At 69.1% G+C, this 21,478-nt stretch carries 16 protein-coding genes and 1 pseudogene; 10 read left to right on the plus strand and 7 right to left on the minus strand.

Going from position 1 to position 21,478, the window contains the following annotated elements:
• Window positions 1-903: 903 nt before the first annotated feature.
• A complete protein-coding gene (locus A3AG_RS0129995) occupies window positions 904-2,508 on the plus strand; it encodes an exonuclease domain-containing protein (protein ID WP_018008963.1) in 1,605 nt (534 codons plus the stop codon).
• Between the two features lie 122 nt (window positions 2,509-2,630).
• A complete protein-coding gene (locus tag A3AG_RS0130000) occupies window positions 2,631-3,083 on the plus strand; it encodes a hypothetical protein (RefSeq protein WP_026164574.1) in 453 nt (150 codons plus the stop codon).
• A gap of 34 nt (window positions 3,084-3,117) precedes the next feature.
• Here A3AG_RS0130000 and A3AG_RS0130005 read toward each other — a convergent pair whose 3' ends face one another.
• Window positions 3,118-4,092 (minus strand): pyridoxamine 5'-phosphate oxidase family protein, encoded by a 975-nt coding sequence (locus A3AG_RS0130005; RefSeq protein ID WP_018008965.1) that lies wholly within the window; start codon window positions 4,090-4,092, stop codon window positions 3,118-3,120.
• Window positions 4,093-4,142: 50 nt separating this feature from the next.
• A complete protein-coding gene (locus A3AG_RS0130010) occupies window positions 4,143-4,793 on the minus strand; it encodes a glutathione S-transferase family protein (protein ID WP_018008966.1) in 651 nt (216 codons plus the stop codon).
• 98 nt (window positions 4,794-4,891) lie between these two features.
• On the opposite strand from A3AG_RS0130010, the gene A3AG_RS0130015 reads away from it, so the two are divergent.
• The 3 genes from A3AG_RS0130015 (at window position 4,892) to A3AG_RS0130025 (ending at window position 7,504) form a co-directional block, all read left to right on the plus strand.
• Window positions 4,892-5,794 (plus strand): LysR family transcriptional regulator, encoded by a 903-nt coding sequence (locus tag A3AG_RS0130015; RefSeq protein WP_018008967.1) that lies wholly within the window; start codon window positions 4,892-4,894, stop codon window positions 5,792-5,794.
• Window positions 5,795-5,995: 201 nt separating this feature from the next.
• Window positions 5,996-6,682 carry a TetR/AcrR family transcriptional regulator gene (locus A3AG_RS0130020; RefSeq protein WP_026164575.1) on the plus strand — a complete coding sequence of 229 codons (687 nt, stop codon included), beginning with the start codon at window positions 5,996-5,998 and terminating at the stop codon, window positions 6,680-6,682.
• 147 nt (window positions 6,683-6,829) lie between these two features.
• Entirely contained in the window at window positions 6,830-7,504 is a 675-nt protein-coding gene (locus A3AG_RS0130025; protein ID WP_018008969.1) for a histidine phosphatase family protein, read from the plus strand.
• 157 nt (window positions 7,505-7,661) lie between these two features.
• On the opposite strand, the gene A3AG_RS0130030 is transcribed toward A3AG_RS0130025, so the two are convergent.
• The 3 genes and pseudogenes from A3AG_RS0130030 to A3AG_RS0130040 form a co-directional block, all read right to left on the minus strand.
• Window positions 7,662-8,837, minus strand: coding sequence for an acetyl-CoA C-acetyltransferase (locus tag A3AG_RS0130030; protein ID WP_018008970.1), 1,176 nt, complete (start codon window positions 8,835-8,837; stop codon window positions 7,662-7,664).
• A gap of 144 nt (window positions 8,838-8,981) precedes the next feature.
• The gene (locus tag A3AG_RS0130035) at window positions 8,982-9,449 is read right to left on the minus strand and encodes a PaaI family thioesterase (protein WP_018008971.1); all 468 of its coding nucleotides are present in this window, start codon (window positions 9,447-9,449) and stop codon (window positions 8,982-8,984) included.
• A gap of 4 nt (window positions 9,450-9,453) precedes the next feature.
• Window positions 9,454-10,428, minus strand: a pseudogene (locus A3AG_RS0130040) (NAD(P)H-dependent flavin oxidoreductase); the annotation flags it as partial.
• Window positions 10,429-10,666: 238 nt separating this feature from the next.
• On the opposite strand from A3AG_RS0130040, the gene A3AG_RS0130045 reads away from it, so the two are divergent.
• Both A3AG_RS0130045 and A3AG_RS0130050 read left to right on the plus strand, forming a co-directional pair.
• Window positions 10,667-11,542 carry a crotonase/enoyl-CoA hydratase family protein gene (locus tag A3AG_RS0130045; RefSeq protein WP_018008973.1) on the plus strand — a complete coding sequence of 292 codons (876 nt, stop codon included), beginning with the start codon at window positions 10,667-10,669 and terminating at the stop codon, window positions 11,540-11,542.
• A gap of 34 nt (window positions 11,543-11,576) precedes the next feature.
• Window positions 11,577-12,248: a nitroreductase gene (locus A3AG_RS0130050; protein WP_018008974.1), complete on the plus strand. Its 672-nt coding sequence runs from the start codon at window positions 11,577-11,579 to the stop codon at window positions 12,246-12,248.
• Window positions 12,249-12,257: 9 nt separating this feature from the next.
• Here the strand turns inward: A3AG_RS0130050 and A3AG_RS0130055 are convergent, their stop codons facing one another.
• Together A3AG_RS0130055 and A3AG_RS0130060 are read right to left on the minus strand one after the other, a co-directional pair.
• A complete protein-coding gene (locus A3AG_RS0130055) occupies window positions 12,258-15,014 on the minus strand; it encodes a winged helix-turn-helix domain-containing protein (protein ID WP_018008975.1) in 2,757 nt (918 codons plus the stop codon).
• 170 nt (window positions 15,015-15,184) lie between these two features.
• A complete protein-coding gene (locus A3AG_RS0130060; RefSeq protein WP_018008976.1) occupies window positions 15,185-16,732 on the minus strand; it encodes an AMP-binding protein in 1,548 nt (515 codons plus the stop codon).
• A 260-nt stretch (window positions 16,733-16,992) separates the two neighbouring features.
• On the opposite strand from A3AG_RS0130060, the gene A3AG_RS0130065 reads away from it, so the two are divergent.
• The 3 genes from A3AG_RS0130065 (at window position 16,993) to A3AG_RS0130075 (ending at window position 21,462) form a co-directional block, all read left to right on the plus strand.
• Entirely contained in the window at window positions 16,993-18,144 is a 1,152-nt protein-coding gene (locus tag A3AG_RS0130065; protein ID WP_018008977.1) for an acyl-CoA dehydrogenase family protein, read from the plus strand.
• 41 nt (window positions 18,145-18,185) lie between these two features.
• Window positions 18,186-19,421: an acyl-CoA dehydrogenase family protein gene (locus A3AG_RS0130070; protein WP_018008978.1), complete on the plus strand. Its 1,236-nt coding sequence runs from the start codon at window positions 18,186-18,188 to the stop codon at window positions 19,419-19,421.
• Between the two features lie 904 nt (window positions 19,422-20,325).
• Window positions 20,326-21,462, plus strand: coding sequence for an FAD-dependent monooxygenase (locus A3AG_RS0130075; RefSeq protein WP_018008979.1), 1,137 nt, complete (start codon window positions 20,326-20,328; stop codon window positions 21,460-21,462).
• The last annotated feature ends 16 nt before the right edge of the window (window positions 21,463-21,478 follow it).

The following is a 21,478-nucleotide window of genomic DNA, read 5'->3' on the forward strand; positions in this document are numbered from 1 at the left end:
GGGGGGTGGGTGTGACGGGGACGGCGTAAATATAGCTTATGGAGGGTGGGGGGTCGTTTGGGGGGCGCTATTTGGTGACATGCTGTCGGCTGTTGGACCGCATGGTTCCGCCCTGCTGGGCGGGTCACTTTTTGGCCGAGCGCCAAAAAGTAACCAAAAAGCGCGTTGACTGCCCTGCGGGCGGCATGTCTTATCGTAGTGTGTGCTGGGTTTTCGTACGGGGCTGGGCTTCCTCACATGGCTGGACTGCCTGCCGCAGGAGTGCACCACCGTGGGTGGGGCGTTGGCATGGTGTTTGAACGAGCCCAGAGCGCGGAGTGGCCCCTGCTGCTGGCGGTGTCGTAGGAACGCCTTCGGCTGCTGCGCCGGCCCTATCGCGGGGTGTGGGCTCTGGCGCGGTACGCATCGCTGCGCTCGCTTGGCGCTGTCGGCTTTTTACTCGAGTTGAATCGCACGATGCCTTTGGCTCGCTAAGCGCAAAACGCCCCACGCGCGAGAGCGCAATCGAGCCTGCGCAGCAGCCGCAGGCGTCCCCGCGATATGGCCGGCAGNAGACAGCGGCGTCCGCTACCCAGCGCCCACACTTATCGGTTGTTTGTTTGTTAAAGAACTTCGCTTCCCGGCTTTGCCGTTCAGCGCGCTGCGTTGTCTGCAGCAGAGAAACGAGATTATGCAGAGCTTTCTTCGTTTCGTCAACCGTTTGCAGCAATCTTTTTTGCTGCCGTCAGCGCTGCAAACCTTGCTGCGCCAACCTCCCGGCCGACCCCGCAACCCTTGCCACGCCTGACTTGCAGCGCCGCGTTGTGTTGCGAGGGGGCGAATCTTAAGGGACGGGATCGGGGTTGGCAAGGGGTTTTTGAAAACTTCTTCGTGCCGCCATCAGCGGCCCCTTAAAATCGGCAAATGCCTGACCTGCCTACCTATCAACCGTCGCGCCTGCCGGCAGACGGTACCCGCCTGCTCGATGCCCAGTTCCTGGCCGCGGCGCTGTCGCGCCCTATTGTCTTTGTCGACCTGGAGACCACCGGCGCGGACGCCCAGCGTGACCGCATCACCGAGATCGGCGTGGTTGAAGTGGGCCCCGACGGTATCGTCGAATGGGAGACCCTGCTCGACCCCGGCATGTCGATCCCGCCGTTCATCCAGCGCATGACCGGTATCAGCGATGACATGGTGCGCGGTCAGCCGACCTTCGAATCCCTGGCCGAGTCGCTCGCGGAGCGCCTGCAGGGCCGCCTGTTCGTGGCCCATAACGCACGCTTCGACTACGGCTTCCTGAAGAACGCGTTCCGGCGCGCCGGCATGACCTTCCGGGCCGACGTGCTGTGTACGGTCAGGCTCTCGCGCTCGCTGTTCCCGTCGGTCGAGCGCCATGGCCTGGACGCGCTGATTGCCCGCTTCGGCCTGACACCCAAGGGCCGGCACCGCGCGCTGGCCGATGCCGAGCTGCTGTGGCAATTCTGGCAGAAGATCCATGCGACGTATTCGGTCGACCTGGTGGAAGCGGCAGTGCGCACGCTGGTGCGGCGCGCCAGCCTGCCGGCCGGCCTGGAAGAGACCGCGCTCGAAGACGTGCCCGCTACCCCTGGTGTCTATATCTTCTATGGCGACCAGGACGTGCCGCTCTATGTCGGCAAGAGCGTGCACCTGCGCCAGCGCATCGGCGCGCATTTTTCCGGCGACTACCGCTACGGCAAGGATATGCGGCTGGCGCGGCTGGTGCGCCGGGTCGAATGGCGGGAAACCGGCGGCGAAATCGGCGCGCTGTTGCTGGAAGCCCGGTTGGTCAAGGCGATGCAACCGGTGCACAACCAGATGCTGCGCCGGAATACGCGCCTGTACGCCTGGGAGCTGCCGCAGCAGTTGCCGGTGCCGCGCCTGCGCTCGGATCGCAACACGGACTTCTGCCGGCATCGCGACCTGTTCGGTGTCTTCGGCAGCCGGGGCGCGGCCGAGGCACGGCTGCGCGCGCTGGCCGAGGAGCATGGCCTGTGCATGGCCACGCTATCGCTGGAAAAGACCACGCGCCGTGGCAGCCCCTGCTTTGCGCGCCAAGTCCACCGCTGCGCCGGCGCCTGCGTCGGCGTGGAATCGTCGCGCGAACACCGTGCCCGTCTGGCCGCCGCGCTGGGGCCGATCGCGCTGGTGCCATGGCCGTTCGACGGCCCGGTGGCCTGGCGCGAGCAACACGGCGCGCGCGCGTGGTGGCATGTGGTTGACGAGTGGTGCTACCTGGGCTGCGCGGACACGCTGGAAGAAGCCGGCGCACTTGCCGCCGCGCCCGCGCATTTTGACCTCGACACCTACCAGATCCTGGCGCCGCGCCGGGAGCAATGGATGCCGGACGCGGTGCCCTTGTCCGTACGGCGGGATTTCACGCTGACCGCGCCGGGGACCGTCGCTGAAGCACCGCGTCCCGTGCGCCCGGTGTCGACCCCAGCTGCGCGCAAGTCCTCTGCTACAGCAGGGCAGCAAACCCTGGGCTTGTTTGCCGAGTTTGCCGAGTAAGCCTGCCGGGGGCCCTGGCAATCTGTGCGCCAGCCCCCACAACGCGCTTGCAAACGATGTGACGGCTCCGCTAGTCTCCACAGACCGGCCCGTGCCGCCGGCCGCGCCGATGTGGAGCCTCCATGCCCGCCGATCCAGCCCCAGTTGCATATGCCGCCCCAACCGTGGTGCGCAAGCATGTGCGCGTCGCGGTCCTGTGCGCGGCGACTTTGGCGGCGGCTTTGGCGGCGGCCTGCGCCGGGATCGGGACGGGTGCGATGCAAGACGTCATCGATTCCTGGAAGAGCATTCCGGTCGATGAAGCGAAGCGCCAGTGGGGTCCGCCGCAGGCGGTGCAGGCCCTTCCCGCCGGCACCGCCTACGTCTGGACCGACTTGGTGCCGGCCGCGCGGCCGCCGGGCAGCGGCCCGCGCGATGCCGGCATGGAGCGCACCCCAGTGCCGGGACAGTGCCAGCGCAAGCTGGTGGCGGATCCCAATGGCATCGTGACCGGCGGCGAGTGGCGCGGCGATGCCTGCTGCATCACCGCGCTGGCCGGGCGCTGCGCCGCGCTCAAATACCGGGCGCGCGGCTGAACGCGGCCATCGCCCCAGACTCTTTCCGCCGCGCTCAGCGTTCCGGCCACGCGCCGGTATCGGCCAGCACTGGCGAGAACTCCCGGAAGGCGAAGCGCAATGGCAGCACGCGCTCGCGCCGCACCACGCGCTCGACATGCAGCCGCACCAGCCGCTCGGCGCCGGCGTAGGCGGTCAGTTCCTCGCCCTCCCAGATCACTTCGGCGCGCCCGCCCACATGCAGCAGCGAACCGTCGGCAAAGTCCGGCACGACGATGCCCGCACGCGGGTCGGCCATCAGGTTGCCGACCGTGTTGAAGAAGTTGTTGCCGTTGAAATCCGGGAACGTCAGGGTATGGGCGTCGTCCACCCGGATAAAGCCCGGCTTGCCGCCGCGGTGCGAGACGTCGACCCCGCCGGTGTGCTCGCCCTCGTTTTGCGGCGACGCGATATGGCTGGACGCGATGAACAGCGTATCGGCGCCGCGCAGCCAGGCGCTGGCATGCGCGTCGAGCGTGTCGCCGTGCCACGTCGCGGGCGCGGCCGCAGACTCGGCGGCGGCGACATCGCGCAACTGGATGTAGCGCGGGCAGTTGCCAAAGCTCTGCTCGACCTCCACCGTCAGCCCCGCCCGATCCCGCGCCACGATGATCCCGTTCATGCGGTTGCGCCGGCGCGTCGGCAGCTCGATGCCGAGCAGTCCGATGCGGGCGCCCTGCTCCAGCGCCGCGGCGAGCGGATCGCCGGGCAACGGCACGGCGTCGATGCGCAGGTGCGTGGCGTCCGGCGTCCGCGCAAACCCCGGCGGCCCGGCCAGCACCGTGGCCCACGGCATGCCGTCGGCATCGACGGCACCGGCCAGCAGGAACGGTAATTGCGCGAAGAACGTGCGGTGCTGTTCCGGCATCTCGCCACGGATCACGCGCGGACCCGCCGCGGCCATGCGCTCGCGCTTGCCGGCGCGCTGCTGTGCGGCGAGTTCGCCGGCGTGGAATGGCAGGCCGGCATGCGGCCAGGTGGGCAGGTCCATGGTTTGCTCCTTCGCAACGGGAATGGCTTGGCGCTCGCCGCACGCAATGGCTAGGCGGCCAGGCTGGCCTTCGATACCACCATCGGCACGAAGCCGGGCAATGCCTCCACGCGGCGCAGCCAGGCGTTGAGCGCCGGGTACGGCGCCAGCGACACGTTGCCTTCCTCGGCGCGGGCGATATAGCTGTAGGCGGCCACGTCAGCAATGGTGGCGTGATCGGCGGCCAGGAACGGCTGCGCGGCCAGCAGCGGCTCCATCAACGTGAACAGCCGCTGCGCGCGGGCGACGGCATCTTCCATCGGCACCGGCCGCCCGAACAGCACGCCCAGGCGCGCGGCGGCCGGGCCGAACGCAATTTCGCCGGCCGCCACCGACAGCCAGCGCTGCACGCGCGCGGCACCGACCGGATCGCGCGGCAGCCAGCGGCCATCGTCATACCGCGTGGCCAGGTAGACCAGGATCGCGTTGGAATCGCCCAGCACCGCGCCGTCGTCGTCCAGCACCGGCACCTGGCCGAACGGGTTCAGGCGCAGGAAGGCCTCGCTGCGCTGCTCGCCGCCGCGCAGGTCGACGTCCACCAGCCGGTAAGGCAGGCCCAGCAGCCCCAGCATCAGCTCGACGCGATGCGCGTGCCCCGACAACGGCGAACGGTACAGCACCAGCGGCCTGGCGGGCACTGGGGGGGAATTGGTCTGTTGCATGGCACTCTCCTGAGCGGTTGGTATGGACGGATTCTCGGTGCCGGCGCCACTGGAATAAATGGGGCCATTGATATTTGACTACTCCGGAAAATGGAGTAATGTTTGGCGCCATGGACAAGCTACGTGCGATGCAGACCTTTGTGCGGATCGTCGACGAAGGCAGCCTGACGGCCGCCGCGGCGTCGCTGCATACCTCGTTGCCGGCGGTGGTGCGCACGCTGGCGGCGCTCGAATCCGCGCTGCAGGTGCGGCTGCTCAACCGCACCACGCGGCGGCTGTCGCTGACCGCCGAGGGCCGCAGCTACCTGGACGGCTGCCGGCGCATCCTGGCCAATATCGACGAAGTCGAAGCGGGCCTGACCGAGAGCCATGTCGAGCCCAGCGGCCAGCTCACGCTGACCGCCTCGGTGCTGTTCGGCCAGATGTACGTGGCGCCCGCGGTGACGCGCTTCGTGCAGCGCTATCCGCGCGTGCGCTGTCGCATGGAATTCACCGACCGCGTGGTGAACCTGCTCGAGGAAGACCTCGACGTGGGCGTGCGCATCGGCCCGCTGGCCGACTCCACGCTGGTGGCGCAATCCGTCGGCCGCATCCGCCGCGTGGTGGTCGCCACGCCGGCCTACCTGCGCAAGCACGGCGTGCCGCGCCACCCCGACGCGCTGGCGAACGCCAACTGCGTGCGCTTCACCGGCAACCATGCGCACTGGTGGTCGTTCCGCGATGGCAGGCGCGAGTTCCATGTGCCGGTGTCGGGCAACCTGGAGTTCAACCAGACCGCGCCCGCCGTGGCCGCCTGCGCGGCGGGCGCCGGCTTCGGCCATTTCCTGTCGTACCAGGTCGCGCAACTGGTGGAGGAGCGCAAGCTGCGCATCGTGCTAGAGGACTTCGAGCTGCCGGCGTGGCCGCTGTCGCTGATCTATCCCCACGCGCGCCTGCTGCCGGCGCGCACCCGCGCCTTTATCGACTGGATGCGCGACGAGCTGAGCCCGCGGTTCAGCTGAAGCCTCGTCTCCCCGCGCTCGCCTTCAGAAGGTTCTGACGGATTGGCCCGGCAAGCGCAGGGCATGCGCCCCGCACCGCCGTGCGCCGCACGGCATCCGGGCGGGACATTTGCAGGGCCAAGCGACAAAACCCCTTGACGCGTTGCGGTGCGCACCGGTATTTTCAAATCCGAATCCGAATTCGAATACGGAAATATGACCATGTCAGCGACGCCTTCCAGCTTCCCCGCCAACGCTTCCTTCCCCCGTATCGACACCCCCTCTATCTTGCAGCCGCCCCGCCAGCGCCGCGCGCGCGAAACCGAACAGGCCCTGCTCGGCGCAGGCCGCGAACTGCTTGCCACGCGCGACTTTGCCGCGGTCTCGGTGGCGCAGATCGCCGCGGCGTGCCAGGTATCGGTGGGCGCCTTCTACGGGCGCTTCCGCGACAAGATGGCTTATTTCGAGGCGCTGCGCACGCTGGTGATGGAAGAGACCTCGGCCTCGATCGACCGCTACCTGGCCCAGGAACGCTGGGAAGATGTCGCCACGCCGGTGCTGCTGGAAAAGACCGCCCGCTTCATGGTGCTCGGCACGCTGGCCAACCGTGGCGTGATGCGCGCGTCGCTGCGCCATGCCTCCACGCGTCCCGAGGAGTGGCTGCCCCACCGCCAGAACGGTGAAGCCATCGTGGAACGCATGGTGCAGCTGCTGGTGCCGCGCCTGCCGCTGCCCGCCGACACCGCCGAACTGCGCGTGCGCTTTGCCATGCAGGCCGTCTTCAGCGTGCTGGTCAATGCCGTGCTCAACGAGTCGGGCCCGCTGCACCTCGACGACGAACGGCTGATCACCGAGCTGAGCCGCCTGATGGCTGGCTATCTCGACGTCAAGCCGACCGGGACCGCCTGAGCCTGTGCGGGTAATGCAGCCGGGCCATGGCTGCTATGAATTGCGCGGCGCTTGCTTGGCGGTGGCGCCGGCGCTCCCTAGAATGTGCCCACGCCCGGCGCCGCGCCGAGGCAGCCCTATCCGCCTCACTGCTCATCGGGACCGCTCATGGCCACGCTTTTCCTCGTCCGCCACGGACAAGCCTCGTTTGGCGCCGCCAACTACGACTGCCTGTCGGCCACCGGCCGGCAGCAGGCGCGCTGGCTTGGCGAATACTTCGCTGAGCGCGGCGTCGGCTTCAGCCGGGTCGTGGCCGGCACGCTGGTGCGCCAGCAAGACACCGCCACCGAAATCCTGGCCGGCATGGGGCAGCCGCAGGCCGCGGTGATCTCGCATCCCGGCCTGAACGAATACGACGGCGAGGCGCTGTACCGCTGCCACACCGGCGGCGCCGACCACCGCGCCCACCAGAACTCGGACTACAACGACTACTGGCGCACCTTCCGCGCGGCCTACGCGGCCTGGACGCAGGACGGGCTGGCCGACATGCCCGAGAGCTGGGCCGACTTCGGCGCGCGCATTGCCGGCGCGCTGGCGCAGGCCAGCGAGGGCACCACGCGCGAGGACGCGATCCTGGTAGTCAGCTCGGGCGGCGCCATCGGCCGCGCCACCGCTGACCTGCTCGGCGCGCCGGCACAGGCCGCGATCGAGATGAACCTGCAGTTCCGCAATACCGCGTTCTGCGAGATCATCGTTGGCCGCGGCGTGCAGCGTCTGCTGAGCTTCAACAACGTGCCCCACCTCGAGCGTGCCGACCGGCGCAGCGCCGTGACCTTCGCCTGACGCGGATCGCGCGTTCAGCGCCGTCCGCTCTGCCAATAACAACGGCCGCGAATTCGCGGCCGTTCCTTTTCTGCTCCGGCTGCTGGCGCGGGCACTTTGACATGCCCGCGCCGCCGGTCCTTCTCCCTTTACTGCCCTGTGCCGCCGCGTCTCTGTTTTACAGGCGCTCGACAATGGTCACGTTGGCCAGCCCGCCGCCTTCGCACATGGTCTGCAGGCCGTAGCGCTTGCCATGCGTATGCAACGCATGCACCAGCGTGGTCATCAGCTTGGCGCCGGAGCCGCCGAGCGGATGGCCCAGCGCGATCGCACCGCCATGCACGTTCAGGCGTTCCGGATCGGCGCCGGTGGCCTTGAGCCAGGCCAGCGGCACCGGCGCGAAGGCTTCGTTGACTTCGAACAGGTCGATATCGCCGATGCGCAGGCCGGCGCGCTTGAGCGCCACCTCGGTGGCCGGCAGCGGCGCTTCCAGCATCACCACCGGGTCATGGCCGATCACGGTCATGCTGTGCACGCGCGCCAGCGGCTTGACGCCCAGCTTCTTCAGGCCGGCCTCGTTGACCACCATCAGGCCCGCGGCGCCATCGCAGATCTGGCTGGCGCTGGCGGCGGTGACGCGGCCGCCTTCGGCGATCAGCTTGACGCTGCCGATGCTTTCCAGCGTGGCGTCGTAGCGGATGCCTTCGTCGGTGGTGTGCATCTCGCCATTGGCGCCGTCGGCGGTGCGCACTTCCACCGGCAGGATCTCGGCGCTGAAGCGGCCCGCCTTGGTGGCGGCGATGGCGCGCTGGTGGCTTTGCAGCGCGTAGGCGTCGAGCTGTTCGCGCGACAGCTCGTACTTGCGCGCGATCATCTCGGCGCCGGTGAACTGGCTGAACTGCACGCCGGGGTAGCGCGCTTCGACGCCCGGGCTCTTGGGCACGCCAAACCCGTTCTTGGCCGGCAGCTGCGACGACAGGCCCATCGGCACGCGCGTCATGCTTTCGACGCCGGCGGCGATGACGACGTCCATCGCGCCCGACATCACCGCCTGCGCGGCAAAGTGCAGGGCCTGCTGGGATGAGCCGCACTGGCGGTCGACCGAGGTGCCCGGCACGCTCTCCGGCAGGCGCGATGCCAGGATGGCATTGCGCGCGACGTTGCCGGCCTGCTCGCCGACCTGGCTCACGCAGCCCATGATGACGTCTTCGACCAGCGCCGGGTCGGCGCCGGTGCGTTCCACCAGTGCGTCGAGCACCTGCGCGGCCAGGTCGGCCGGATGCCAGCCCGACAGCTTGCCGCCCTTGCGACCGCCGGCGGTACGGACCGCCGCGACGATGTATGCCTCTGCCATGTGATCTCCTTGGTTCGGTGCAGGCCGCCGGGGCAGCCCTTGTGTTGTGCGGCATGCCGGCGCGGGTGCCGGCAGCGTCGGTGGCTATTGTTGCGCCGCGTGTGGTGGCGAGCGTCGTCGGAAGCGACGAAGTTGCCGCACCGCTCAGGCGCGCGGCGCCAGCACCGCGAAGATCGCCGTGGCGCGCAGCAGGCAACGCTCGCCGCTGACCAGCCGGCAGGTGCCGTAGCGCAGTCGCGAGCCGAGCTTGTCGAACTCCACGCGGGCTTCGACCCAGTCGCCCGGGCGCGCCGAATCGAGATAGTCGAGGCTCAGGTTCACCGTCACCGCGCTTTTGGCGCGGCCGGTCTCCAGCGACATCATCATGCCGATGGCGGTATCGGCCAGCGTCGCCAGCATGCCGCCGTGCGGGATGCCCAGGTTGTTCAGGTGACTTTCGTCGATGCGCACCGCCAGCGTGCGGCGGGCCGCGTGCAGATAGAGCTGGCCGAAGCCGGCCATGTAGCCGCTCATCCGGCGCAGCGGGATAAAGCCCTCCGGCACGTCGGCGCCGGCTTCGGCCGGCGCGGCGATGGCGCGGGTCAGCGCCGCCTCGATTTCCGCCTCGGCCATGGCGTCAGGCAAAGTAGCGCGAGGCCACGCTGAGGTGTTCGCGGCAATCGGCCACCATGCGCGCGATCAGTTCTTCGCAGCTGGGCACGTCGTCGATCAGGCCCACGCACTGGCCGGCGCTGATGATGCCGCCGTCGGTCTCGCCCGCCTTGAGCGCGGCCTTGCCGCGCACGCCGGCGACCAGGTGCTTGACGTCCTCGAACTGCGCGCCGCCGGGACGGCGTTCGATGCTGACCACTTCATCCGACACGGCGTTCTTGAGCACGCGCGCGGTGTTGTGCAGGGTGCGGAAGATCAGGTTGGTGTCGCGCTCGCTTGCCTGCACCAGCGCCTGCTTGACGTTGTCGTGAATCGGCGCCTCGCGCGTGGCGCAGAAGCGCGTGCCCATGTTGACGCCCTCGGCACCCAGCACCAGCGCCGCCGCCATGCCGCGCCCGTCGGCGATGCCGCCCGAGGCGATCACCGGGACCGACAGCTTGCGCACCGCCTGCGGGATCAGCACCATGCCGGGCACATCGTCCTCGCCCGGATGGCCGGCGCACTCGAAGCCGTCGATCGAGACCGCGTCCACGCCCAGCCGCTCGGCGGACAGCGCGTGGCGCACCGCCACGCACTTGTGGATCACCTTGATGCCCGCGGCCTTGGCCCGCGCGATATGTTCCCTGGGATTGTTGCCGGCGGTCTCCAGCACCTTGACGCCGCTCTCGATGATGACGTCGAGGTAGCGCGCGTACGGCGGCGGGTTGATCGACGGCAGCAGGGTCAGGTTCACGCCGAACGGCTTGTCGGTCATCTGGCGGCAGCGGCGGATTTCGGCGGCCAGGTCCTCGGGCGTGGGCTGGGTCAGCGCCGTCAGGATGCCCAGGCCGCCCGCATTGGAAACGGCGGAGGCCATTTCGGCGTAGCCAACCCATTGCATGCCGCCCTGGATGATCGGGTAGCGGATGCCAAGTAGTTCGGTGATGCGTGTCTTCATGGTGGTCCTTTTGCTGTCTGCGCAGGCAGGGCAACGGGCGCAATGTCACAATGTGCCGGCCCTGCCGCCTGATCGGCATCAGTCTACGGTGCCGCGCGCCGTCACAGCCTCGTCGGAAGCGACGATTGCGGGCGGCGCAATCTGCACTAGTGTTGGGCGAGCCCCCGCCCCCGCTGCCGGCGCTTGTTTCGCTTGCCCCGGCACCTCCGGCATCCCTTCCTACCCCCCAGCAGGAGCCCGCATGACGCCAGCCACGCCCTCGTTCGAAACCCTGCGCTATGCCGTTGAAGACGGCGTCGCCACCATCACCCTGCACCGTCCGGACCAGCTCAACGCCTTCACCGCGCAGATGATGCACGAGCTGATCGCCGCGTTCGACGCCACCGATGCCGACGACAACGTGCGCGCGGTGATCGTCACCGGCTCCGGCCGCGCGTTCTGCGCCGGCGCCGACCTGTCCGGCGGCAGTTCCACCTTCGATTTCGAGAAACGCTATGGCGCCAGCCCGGACACCGCGCATCGCGACGGCGGCGGGCGCGTGTCACTGCGCATCTTCCGCAGCCTCAAGCCGGTGATTGCGGCGGTCAACGGCGCGGCCGTCGGCGTCGGCGTGACCATGCAATTGCCGATGGACATCCGCCTGGCCTCGACCGACGCCAAATTCGGCTTTGTCTTTGCACGCCGCGGCATCACGCCGGAAGCGGCGTCGTCGTGGTTCCTGTCGCGCGTGGTCGGGATCTCGACCGCGCTGGAGTGGTGCTATACCGGCCGCGTGTTCTCGGCGCAGGAAGCGCACGAGCGCGGCCTGGTGCGCTCGCTGCACGCCCCCGCAGACCTGTTGCCGGCGGCGCAGGCGATTGCGCGCGAGATCGCCGCCAATGCCGCGCCGGTGTCGGTGGCGATCTCGCGCCAGCTGATCTGGCGCATGGCCGGCGCCAGCCACCCGATGGAAGCGCACAAGCTCGACAGCCGCGCGATCCAGTCGCGCGGACGTTCCGCCGACGTGAAGGAAGGCGTCAGCGCATTCCTGGAAAAGCGCTCCGCCGCGTTCCCGGAAACCGTGTCGCACGACATGCCGGACTTTTTTGACTGGACCAGCGAGCCACCCTTCGTCTGATGCGCACGCGTCGATCCCTGTTGCCGGAGTCCCGATGAAAGTCAGCCAAGCCGTCGCGAGCCGCAAGTCCGTCCGCGGCTTCCTGCCCCGGGCGGTTGCGCCCGACACCATCCGCCGCGTGCTCGGCGCCGCGGCGCGCGCGCCGTCCGGCGGCAACCTGCAGCCCTGGCATATCCATGTGGTCGGCGGCGAGGCGCTGCAGCGCCTGCTCGGCATCATGCGCACCCGCATCGCCGAGGCCCCGGCCGGCGAAGCGCGCGAGTACGACATCTATCCGCGCGAACTGGTCTCGCCCTACCGCGAGCGCCGCTTCCAGGTGGGGGAAGCGCTCTACCACCACCTCGGCATCCCGCGCGAGGACAAGGCCCGCCGGCTGGCGCAGTTCGCCAGCAACTTCACCTTCTTCGGCGCGCCGCTGGCGCTGTTCTGCACCGTGGACCGGCGCATGGGCCCGCCGCAATGGTCGGACCTGGGCATGTACCTGCAGACGGTGATGCTGCTGCTGCGCGAAGAAGGCCTGGACAGTTGCGCGCAGGAGTGCTGGGCGATGTATCCGCGGACCATCGCCGGATTCCTGTCGCTGCCGGCCGAACGGATGCTGTTCAGCGGCATGGCGATCGGCTACGAGGATCCCGGGGCGCCCGCGAACCAGCTGCGGGCCGAACGTGCGCCGCTGGCGGAATTCACCGAATTCATCGGTATCTGAGCCGCAGGTTCAGAGCAGGCCGAGCTGGCGCGCGATCGCCACCGCCTGGGTGCGGTTGCTGGCGTGCAGCTTGGCGCTGATATTGCGCAGGTGCGTGCGCACTGTGGTCTCGGACACGAACAGGCGCTCGGCCATGGCGACGTTCGAGTAGCCCTCGGCGAGCAGGTGCAGCACCTTCTGCTCCTTGGGCGTCAGCGGCTCGACCAGCGCGGGCGGTGCGGGACGGCCGGCACCGTGCGGCTCGGCGGCGGCCTGGCCGCAAGCCTGCAGCAGCTTTTCGACGTAAGGGGCCGGCAGGCTGGCGGCCTGGCGCGCGCAGGCGTCGGCCACCAGCCGGCGCACATCGTCGCCCTCGTCGGCAAAGATGCGCACGAAGCCTTCGGCGGCGCCGAAGCGCAAGGCCTCGCCCATCACCACCAATGCATGCGCGCCGTCGCCGCAGCGCTGCCACGCCTGCGCCAGCAGGATGCGCAGCTTGAGGGCGCGGCGCATCAGCTGGTTGCCGGCGGCGGCCGCGAGCTCGCGCTCGATGGCCTCGCGCACCGGCGTGCCGGGGCGCGCGTACAGGTCCAGCCGCAGCCGGCCCAGCGTAATGTCCTCGACATCGCTGGCAAACGAGCTGACGCCGGGGCGCGTGCGCCACAGCGCCGGATCGGCGGCGCGCTCGATCGCCTCCTGCGCGGCGTGCACGTTGCCCTGGCGCAGCGCCAGGCGGGCGCGCTCCAGCATCGCCGCCATCACCAGCCGCGTCAGGCCGCGGTGATGCCCAAGCGCTTCGAGCTGCGCCAGCCATTCGTGGGCCTGGTCGATCTCGCGGCGCTCGAAGGCGATGCGGGCCAGCACCGCGTGGCCGGTGATGATCTGGTCGGGCAGGCCAAGGTCGCGCGACAGCGGCAGGTAGACGTTGAGCAGGCGGCTGGCGCGCTCGGAATCGCCGCTCTCATAGAGGCCCTCGGCCAGCAGGATGCCGGCCATGGCGTTGCCGTTGGTGGGGCCGAAGCGGTTCGGCAGCATCGTGCTGGCGGCGATGCGGAAGCGCGCCAGGGCCTGCTGCAGCCGGCCCTGGCGCAGATCGATCAGCCCTTCGACCGACTCGGAGAATATCTTGTTGAAGTTGCTGTCGGACCCGCGCACCGCGTGCCGCGCCACCTGCAGCAGCCGGCGCGCCTCGGGATAATCGCCGGCCACCGCGGCCAGCCGCGCCATCGACGTGGCCAGGATCGCATCGGGGAAGGCATAGCCCATCGGCAACGGCGGCAGCTCGTTGCGGGCAAAGGCGCGCGCATCGTCGAAACGGTCCATCATGTTCAGCAGCATGTGGCGCAACGCGCGGATATGCGCCAGCAGGTCGCCGGCCGCGCCCTCGGTGGGGATCTGCTGCAGCAGCGCGATGGCTTCGGCCGGCCCGCGCGTGAACGACACCGCCCACACGCGCGCGATCTGCAGCTTGGGCAGCCGGGCCAGGTCTTCGGCGGGCACCGACTCCAGCCAGCGCGTCAGCAGCCGCATGCGGCCCTGCGCCAGCAGGTCGTCGGCGGCGCCGTCGAGCAACTGCAGCGCATGCGCCAGCGCACCGGCGGCGAAGGCGTGCTCGATGGCGGGCACCAGCCGCCCCTGCGATTCATACCAGCGCGACGCCGACAGGTGCAGCTGCGGCACCGAGCCGGGCATGGCCTGCGCCAGCTGCGCGCGCAGGAAACCGGAAAACAGGCTGTGATAGCGATACCACTGCACGGGCGCGGCGCCGGAGCCGCGCTCGCCATAGCGTTCGCTCTCCAGCGGTAGCAGGAACAGGTTGGCGCGTTCCAGCCAGGCCAGGATTTCCTCGCTGCTGCCGCGCGCGGGCTGGCATACCGCATCGCACAGGGGGCCGCACAGCTGGTCCAGGATCGAAGTGCGCAACAGGAAGTCGCGCACCGGTTCGGGCAGGTGCAGGAAGACGTCTTCGACCAGGTAATCGGCAATGGCCGCGTTCGAGCCCGAGAAGCCGGCGATAAAGCCCTCCGGCTGGGTGCGCCGCTCCAGCGCCACCGACGCCAGCCACAGCGCCGTGGCCCAGCCCTCGGTGCGCCGGTGCAGCGCGCTGATGGCAGACTGTTCCAGCTTCAGCCCGCGCGCCTGGCGCAGGAACGAGGCAGTCTCGTCGGCGGAAAAACGCAGCTGCGCGGGTTCGATCTCGAGCAGCTCGCCGCGCGCGCGCAAGCGGGCCAGGCCGGTTTCAGGCACCCAGCGCGTGCCGATCACCACGCGGCAGCCCGGTGGCAGGCTTTCCACCAGTTGCCAGACCAGCCCCGCCACGGTGGCGTTCTGCACCGCTTCGAAATCGTCGAGGAACAGCGTGAAGTCGCCGTGATGGCTGGCGAGGCGGTCGATCAGCGCCAGTGCCTGCTCGCCCGGGTCCTGCGCCAGCGCCTGGCGCGCGGAGCGGTCGGGCCCGCCGCTGCCCAGGCCCTGTGCGATGGCGGCCTCGATCGAACCGAGGAAGCGCGAGGCGTCATTGTCGGAGCGGTCCAGCGTCAGCCATGCGGTGCGCCCGCCCGCAGCCTCGAGCCGCGCGCGGCACTGGAGCATGGCGGTGGTCTTGCCGAAGCCGGCGGGCGCGCGCACCAGCACCAGCTTGACGAAGCCCGCCGCGCACACGGCATCGCAGATCGCCGCGCGCTGGACCTGGAACGGGGTCAGCAGCGGCGGGCGCAGCTTGGCGGCCAGCGACGCCGCGCCGGCGGGTGGCGGCGTGCGCCGCCCGGTCTCCTCGATACTTGCCATTGGCTGTCAGTGGTCTCCCGCACATCGCGGCCCTGGCCGGGCGCGCCATGCGCCCCCGGCGCTGCAGGATGCAGGCGGGTGGCCGTGGCTGTGGTGTAGCGAGGCATTATGACGTAAACCGCTGCGCTGGCGAAAACGCGGGCAGCGGCCAGGCACCGCTTGCCGGTGCCTCACACCAGCTTGCTGGCGTGCCCGGCCCAGTAGCGGTCGCGCAGCAGCCGCTTGAGCAGCTTGCCGGTGGGCAGGCGCGGCAGCTCGGGCTCGAAGTCGACCGAACGCGGGCACTTGATCGCCGACAAATTGGCGCGGCAGAACGCGATCAGCTCGGCCGCCAGTTCGGGCCCCGCGTGGCCCATGTCGGCGGGCTGGACCACGGCCTTGACCTCTTCGCCGAAGTCCTCGTTGGGCACGCCGATCACGGCGACATCCATCACCTTCGGATGCGTCATCAGCAGGTTCTCGGCCTCTTGCGGGTAGATGTTGACGCCGCCGGAGATGATCATGTTGGCCTTGCGGTCGGTCAGGTACAGATAGCCGTCCGCGTCCACGTAGCCGACATCGCCGATGGTGCTCCAGTCCGGATGCTGCGGATGGCGCGTCTCCGCGGTCTTGGCCTCGTCGTTGTGGTACGTGAACGGGCGCCCCTCGGCAAAGTAGATCGTGCCCGGCTCGCCCGGCGGCAGCAGCGCGCCGTCCGGCCCGCAGATGCGCAGCTTGCCGACCATGGCGCGCCCGACCGTGCCCTTGCGTTCCAGCCATTGCGGCGTGTCGACCACGGTCACGCCGTTGCCTTCGGTGCCGGCGTAATACTCCCAGATCACCGGCCCCCACCACGCGATCATGGCTTCCTTCACCTGCACCGGGCACGGCGCGGCCGCGTGGATCGCCACGCGCAGCGACGACACGTCACAGGCCTGCCGCTGTGCCTCTGGCAGCTTGAGCATGCGCGAAAACATGGTCGGCACCAGTTGCGTATGCGTGATGCGGTGTTGCTGCACCAGCTGCAGGAACTGCTCGGCATCGAAATGCTCCATCACCACCGCGGTGCCGCCCAGCGCCTGCACCGACATGTTGTAGCGCAGCGGCGCCGCGTGGTACAGCGGCGCGGGCGACAGGTAGCGCGTGTCGGCATCGAAGCCGTAGAGCCGCTGGCACAGCGCGGTCAGCGTCGTCGGTGCGTCGATGTCCGGGCTCGACGGCGGCGCGTACACGCCCTTGGGCCGGCCGGTGGTGCCCGATGAATACAGCATGTCGCCGCCGGTCACCTCGTCGGCGATGCGCGTGGCCGCGCAGGCGGCCAGCGCGGTCTCGCAGGCGTCATAGCCCGGCACCGTGCCATCCAGCATCAGCCGCGCCTGCAGCGCCGGCGTCTGCCCGCTCAGCGCCGCGGCGATCTCCGCCTGCGCGTGCGTGGTCACCAGCACGCGCGCGCCGCTGTCATTGACGATATACGCCGCGTCGGCCGCGTTCAGGCGCGTGCTCAGGCAGATATAGACGATGCCGCTGCGCTGCGCGCCCCAGCACAGCTCGAACAGCCGCGGATGGTTCTCCACCAGGAAGGCCACGCGGTCGCCGGGCCGCAGGCCGAGCTTGCGGAACAGGTGCGCCACCTGGTTCGAGCGCTGGTCCAGCTCGCGGTAGGTGACGACGGCGCCGCTGCCGCCCATGATGACGGCGGGCTTGTCGGGCGTGCGCTGCGCGTGGATGTGCGGATGCATGGCGTGGAGCTCCTCGACTGGGATGGTGGGTGGGCGGATGCCGATCCCGCATTCTCGGAACCCTGGCCGGTTCGACCATCGTCGGAAGCGACGAAGCGGCACGGCCACGTTTTGCCGCAGCGCCGCAAAGGAAGCCGCGTCTGGCCTGCGCCTCAGCTTCGTCCGATGCGACGATGCGCCGCCGGCCGGCTTGGCCGGAAGATGCCCGCCAGACTACCGCCCTCACGCCTTACGCCTCACCCTAATCCGAAGGAGCCAAGGTGGATTTCCAGTTCAGCGAAGAACAGTCGATGCTGCGCGACACGCTCGCGCGTTACCTCGCCGATCACTACGATTTCGAAGCCCGCCGCGCGGCGTTGCAGTCCGCCACGGGTTGGCGCCCCGACTGCTGGCGCGCCTTTGCGCGTGACCTGGGCATCCTGGGCGCCGCGTTTCCCGAGCACCTCGGCGGCCTGGGCGGCGGCGCGGTCGAGCACATGGTGGTGATGGAACAGCTGGGCAGGCATTTGGTGCTGGAGCCGTACCTGGGCACCGTGGTGCTGGGCGGCGGCGCGCTGCTGCACGGCAGCCCCGAGCTGGCCGCGCAGTGGCTTCCGGCCATCATCGGCGGCGAGGCCACCGTGGCGTGGGCCCATGCCGAGCCCGCCAGCCGCTACTGCCGGCACGACGTGCAGGCCAGCGCCACGCGCCAGGGCGACGGCTACCGGCTCAGCGGCCACAAGCACGCCGTGGCCGGCGCGCCGTTCGCCTCGCATCTGCTGGTCAGCGCGCGCAGCGGCGGCACGCGCCGGGACCAGCGCGGCATCAGCCTGTTCTGGATCGCGCGCGACACGCCGGGGGTGACGCTGCGCGAATATCCCACCTTCGACGGGCAACGCGCGGCCGAGGTGCTGCTCGACAATGTGCCGGTGCCCGCCAGCCAGCGCATCGGCGACGAAGGCGCAGCGCTGCCGCTGATCGAGCAGTTGTGCGACCACGCCATGGCCGCGCTGGCCGCCGAAGCCAATGGCGCGATGGCGCGCATGCTGGCCGACACCCTCGACTACGCGCGCCAGCGCAAGCAGTTCGGCGTGCCGATCGGCACCTTCCAGGTGCTGCAGCATCGCATGGCCGATATGTACATGCAGCTGGAGCAATCGGTGGCACTGACACAGGTGGCCGCCATGCAGGCCGCCGCCGCGCCACAGGTGCGTGCGCAAGCCGCGTGCGCGGCGAAGATCCAGGCCGGCCAGGCGGGCACCTTCGTCGGCCAGGGCGCGGTGCAGATCCACGGCGGCATGGGCGTGACCGAGGAGCTGGCCGTGGGCCACTACTTCAAGCGGGTCACGGCGATCGACCTGCAGTTCGGCTCGGCCGAGCACCACCTGCGCCGCTATGCCGACCTGCTCTATCCCGCCAGCGCTGCGGCCTGAAGCCGCCCCTATCCACGATCGAATTCCAGAGAGGCCCGCCGATGCATCTCGATTTCTCTCCCCAAGACCAGCAGTTCCGCGAAGAAGTACGCGCCTGGATTGCCCAGGCCTATGATGCCGACTTGCGCGCGATGATGGCGCAGTCCAAGAACGGCTACCTCGACAAGGCCGGACAGGTGCGCTGGCAGAAGGCGCTGCACGCGCGCGGCTGGGCCGCGCCGAACTGGCCAAGGGAATATGGCGGCCCGGGCTGGAGCGCGACCCAGCGCTTTATCTTCCAGTCCGAACTGGCCGCGGCGGGATGTCCGCCGGTGTCGCCGATGGGCCTGAAGATGGTGGCGCCGGTAATCATGAAATACGGCACGCCCGAGCAGAAGCAGCGCTTCCTGCCGCCTATCCTCAGCTCCGACGTCTGGTGGTGCCAGGGCTATTCCGAGCCCAATTCCGGCTCCGACCTGGCGTCGCTGCAGCTGCGCGCCGACCACGGCAGCGACGGCGACGGCGAGCACTACCTCCTGAACGGCTCCAAGATCTGGACCACGCATGCGCAATGGGCCGACTGGATGTTCTGCCTGGTGCGCACCAGCCGCGAATCGAAGCGCCAGGAAGGGATTTCGTTCCTGCTGCTCGACATGCGCACGCCCGGCATCACGGTGGCGCCGCTGCCGACGCTGGATGGCCCCATGCCCGGCCAGCAAGAGGTGAACCAGGTCTTCTTCGAGAACGTGCGGGTGCCGGTGGCCAACCGCATCGGCGAGGAAGGCAAGGGCTGGACCTGCGCCAAGTACCTGCTGGAATTCGAGCGCGGCGGCACGTATAGCCCGATGCTGCGCAAGCAGTTGTCCAAGATCGCGGAAATTGCCGCGGAGCAGCCTGGCGATGACGGTGGGCGGTTGCTGGACGACCCGGTGTTCCGGCGCAAGCTGGCCGCGCTGCACCTGCGGGCGGCGGCGCTGGAAGCGGTTGAGTTGCGGGTGTTCTCGGGTGTGGAATCGGGGACCTCGATCGGCGCCGCGTCGAGCATGCTCAAGCTCACGGGCACCGAGACTTTGCAGGCGGCAAGCGAACTTGCGGTGGAGGCGGCGGGGCCTGCGGCGCTGCCGTTCGTGCAGGATACCTGGGCGGAACTGCAGGGACGCGACGCGCCGACGCGGGTCGGGCCGGACTATGCGGCGGTGCTGGCGCCGCGTTATTTCAACTATCGGAAAGCGTCGATCTATGGGGGATCTAATGAGATCCAGCGGAACATTATTGCGAAGGTTGTTTTGGGGCTTTGAGGTGGGGGGCGACGTTCAGAAAAGGCGGCTTTTTGGGGGAGCGGTCTAGGTGACATGCTGTCGGCTTTTGAACCGCATGGTTCCGCCCTGCTGGGCGGGTCACTTTTTGGCCGAGCGCCAAAAAGTAACCAAAAAGCGCGTTTACTGCCCTGCGGGCGGCATGTCTTATCGTAGTGTGCCCGGGCGCTTTCGTACGGGGCTGGGCTTCCTCACATAGCTGGACTGCCTGCCGCAGGGGTGCACCACGGTGGGTGGGGCGTTGGAATGATGGTTGAACGAGCCCAGAGCGCGGAGTGGCCCCTGCTGCTGGCGGTGTCGTTGGAACGCCTTCGGCTGCGCTGCGCGCCGGCCCTATCGCGCAGTTTGGGCTTTGGCGCGGTACGCATCGCTGCGCTCGCTTGGCGCTGTCGGCTTTTTACTCGGGTGGAATCGCACAATGCCTTTGGCTCGCTAAGCGCAAAACGCCCCACGCGCGAGAGCGCAATCGAGCCTGCGCAGCAGCCGCAGGCGTCCCCGCGATATGGCCGGCAGCAGGCGGCCTACACCCTCATTGGGATTGTTCAATAGTGGGTGATCGCAGGCACTATCCCGGACTCACATGGCGTAGCAGGGTCGAACGGGCAACCACGCCCAAACGGAAAGCACCGCCGCCGAGCCACCAACACCGTGGAATGGATTGCCAGCCGCATAGGCGACGCGCTTTTTGGTTACTTTTTGGCGCTCGGCCAAAAAGTGACTCGCCGGCTACGCCGGCGAAACAGCCGCGCCTGCCAAGAACGATAAATCGTCGGCAACCCACCCCCTAGGGTTCCCCCTTAATTGACGCTCGCCGCTCTCACCCATATATTTTTATGAACACCTAGTTCATTTTTGAACACAACAACCAACACTCAGCTGGGAAAACATGCCCCTCAAAATCGGAATCAACGGCGCCGGCATCGGCGGCCTCGCCGCGGCCATCGCGCTGCGCAAGCTCGGCATGGAAGCCGTGGCCTACGAGCAGGCGCCCCGCTTTGCCCGCGTCGGCGCCGACATCAACCTGACGCCCAATGCGGTACGCGCCCTGGACGGGCTGGGCGTGGGCGAGGCCCTGCGTGAAACCGCCGCCCGTCCCACCCACCGCATCAGCCGCATGTGGGACACCGGCGCCGAAACCTCGCGCCTGCCGATGCAGGAAGAAGCCGAGCGGCGCTACGGCGCACCGCAGCTGACCATGCACCGCGCCGACCTGATGACGGCACTGGAAGCCGCCGTGCCGGCTGCCTGTGTGCGGCTCGACCACAAGGCCGTGGCGATCGAGACCCGTGCCGATGGCGCGACGCTGCGCTTCGCCAACGGCGCGCAGGAAGATGTCGACGTGCTGGTGGGTGCCGACGGCATCCACTCCACCGTGCGCACCGCGCTGTTCGGCCAGGAAAGCCCGATCTTCACCGGCGTGGTCGCGTATCGCGCCGTGGTGCCGGCCGCGCGCCTGGCCGGCGTGCCCAACCTGGGCGCCTTCACCAAATGGTGGGGCCCGGACGCGGCCACGCAGATCGTCACCTTTCCGCTCAACCGCGGCCGCGACATCTTTGTCTTCGCCACCGTCGCGCAGGACGCCTGGCGCCATGAGTCGTGGACCACGCCGGGCCGCGTGGAAGATTTGCGCAGTGCCTACGCAGGCTTCCACCCCGAGGCCCGCGCGCTGCTCGACGCCTGCGACGACGTGTTGATCTCCGCGCTGTACGTGCGCGATCCGCTGCCGGCCTGGTCGGCGGGCCCGGTCACGCTGATGGGCGACGCCTGCCATCCGATGATGCCGTTCATGGCGCAGGGCGCGGGCATGGCGATCGAGGACGGCGTGGTGCTGGCGCGCTGCCTGGCCGATGCCGCAACTGACGGCGCCGCCGGCGTGCCGGCCGCGCTGGCGCGCTACCAGGCCGCGCGCCACGCGCGCACGAGCCGCATCCAGATCGGCTCGCGCAGCAATGCCTGGCTCAAGGAAGGCGGCAATGCCGACTGGGTGTACGATTACGACGCCTGGAACGTCGCGCTCGGCTGAAAACCGCCGGCCCCGC

Origin of the sequence: Cupriavidus neocaledonicus, assembly GCF_000372525.1 — a bacterium.
Taxonomy (GTDB): Bacteria; Pseudomonadota; Gammaproteobacteria; order Burkholderiales; family Burkholderiaceae; genus Cupriavidus; species Cupriavidus neocaledonicus.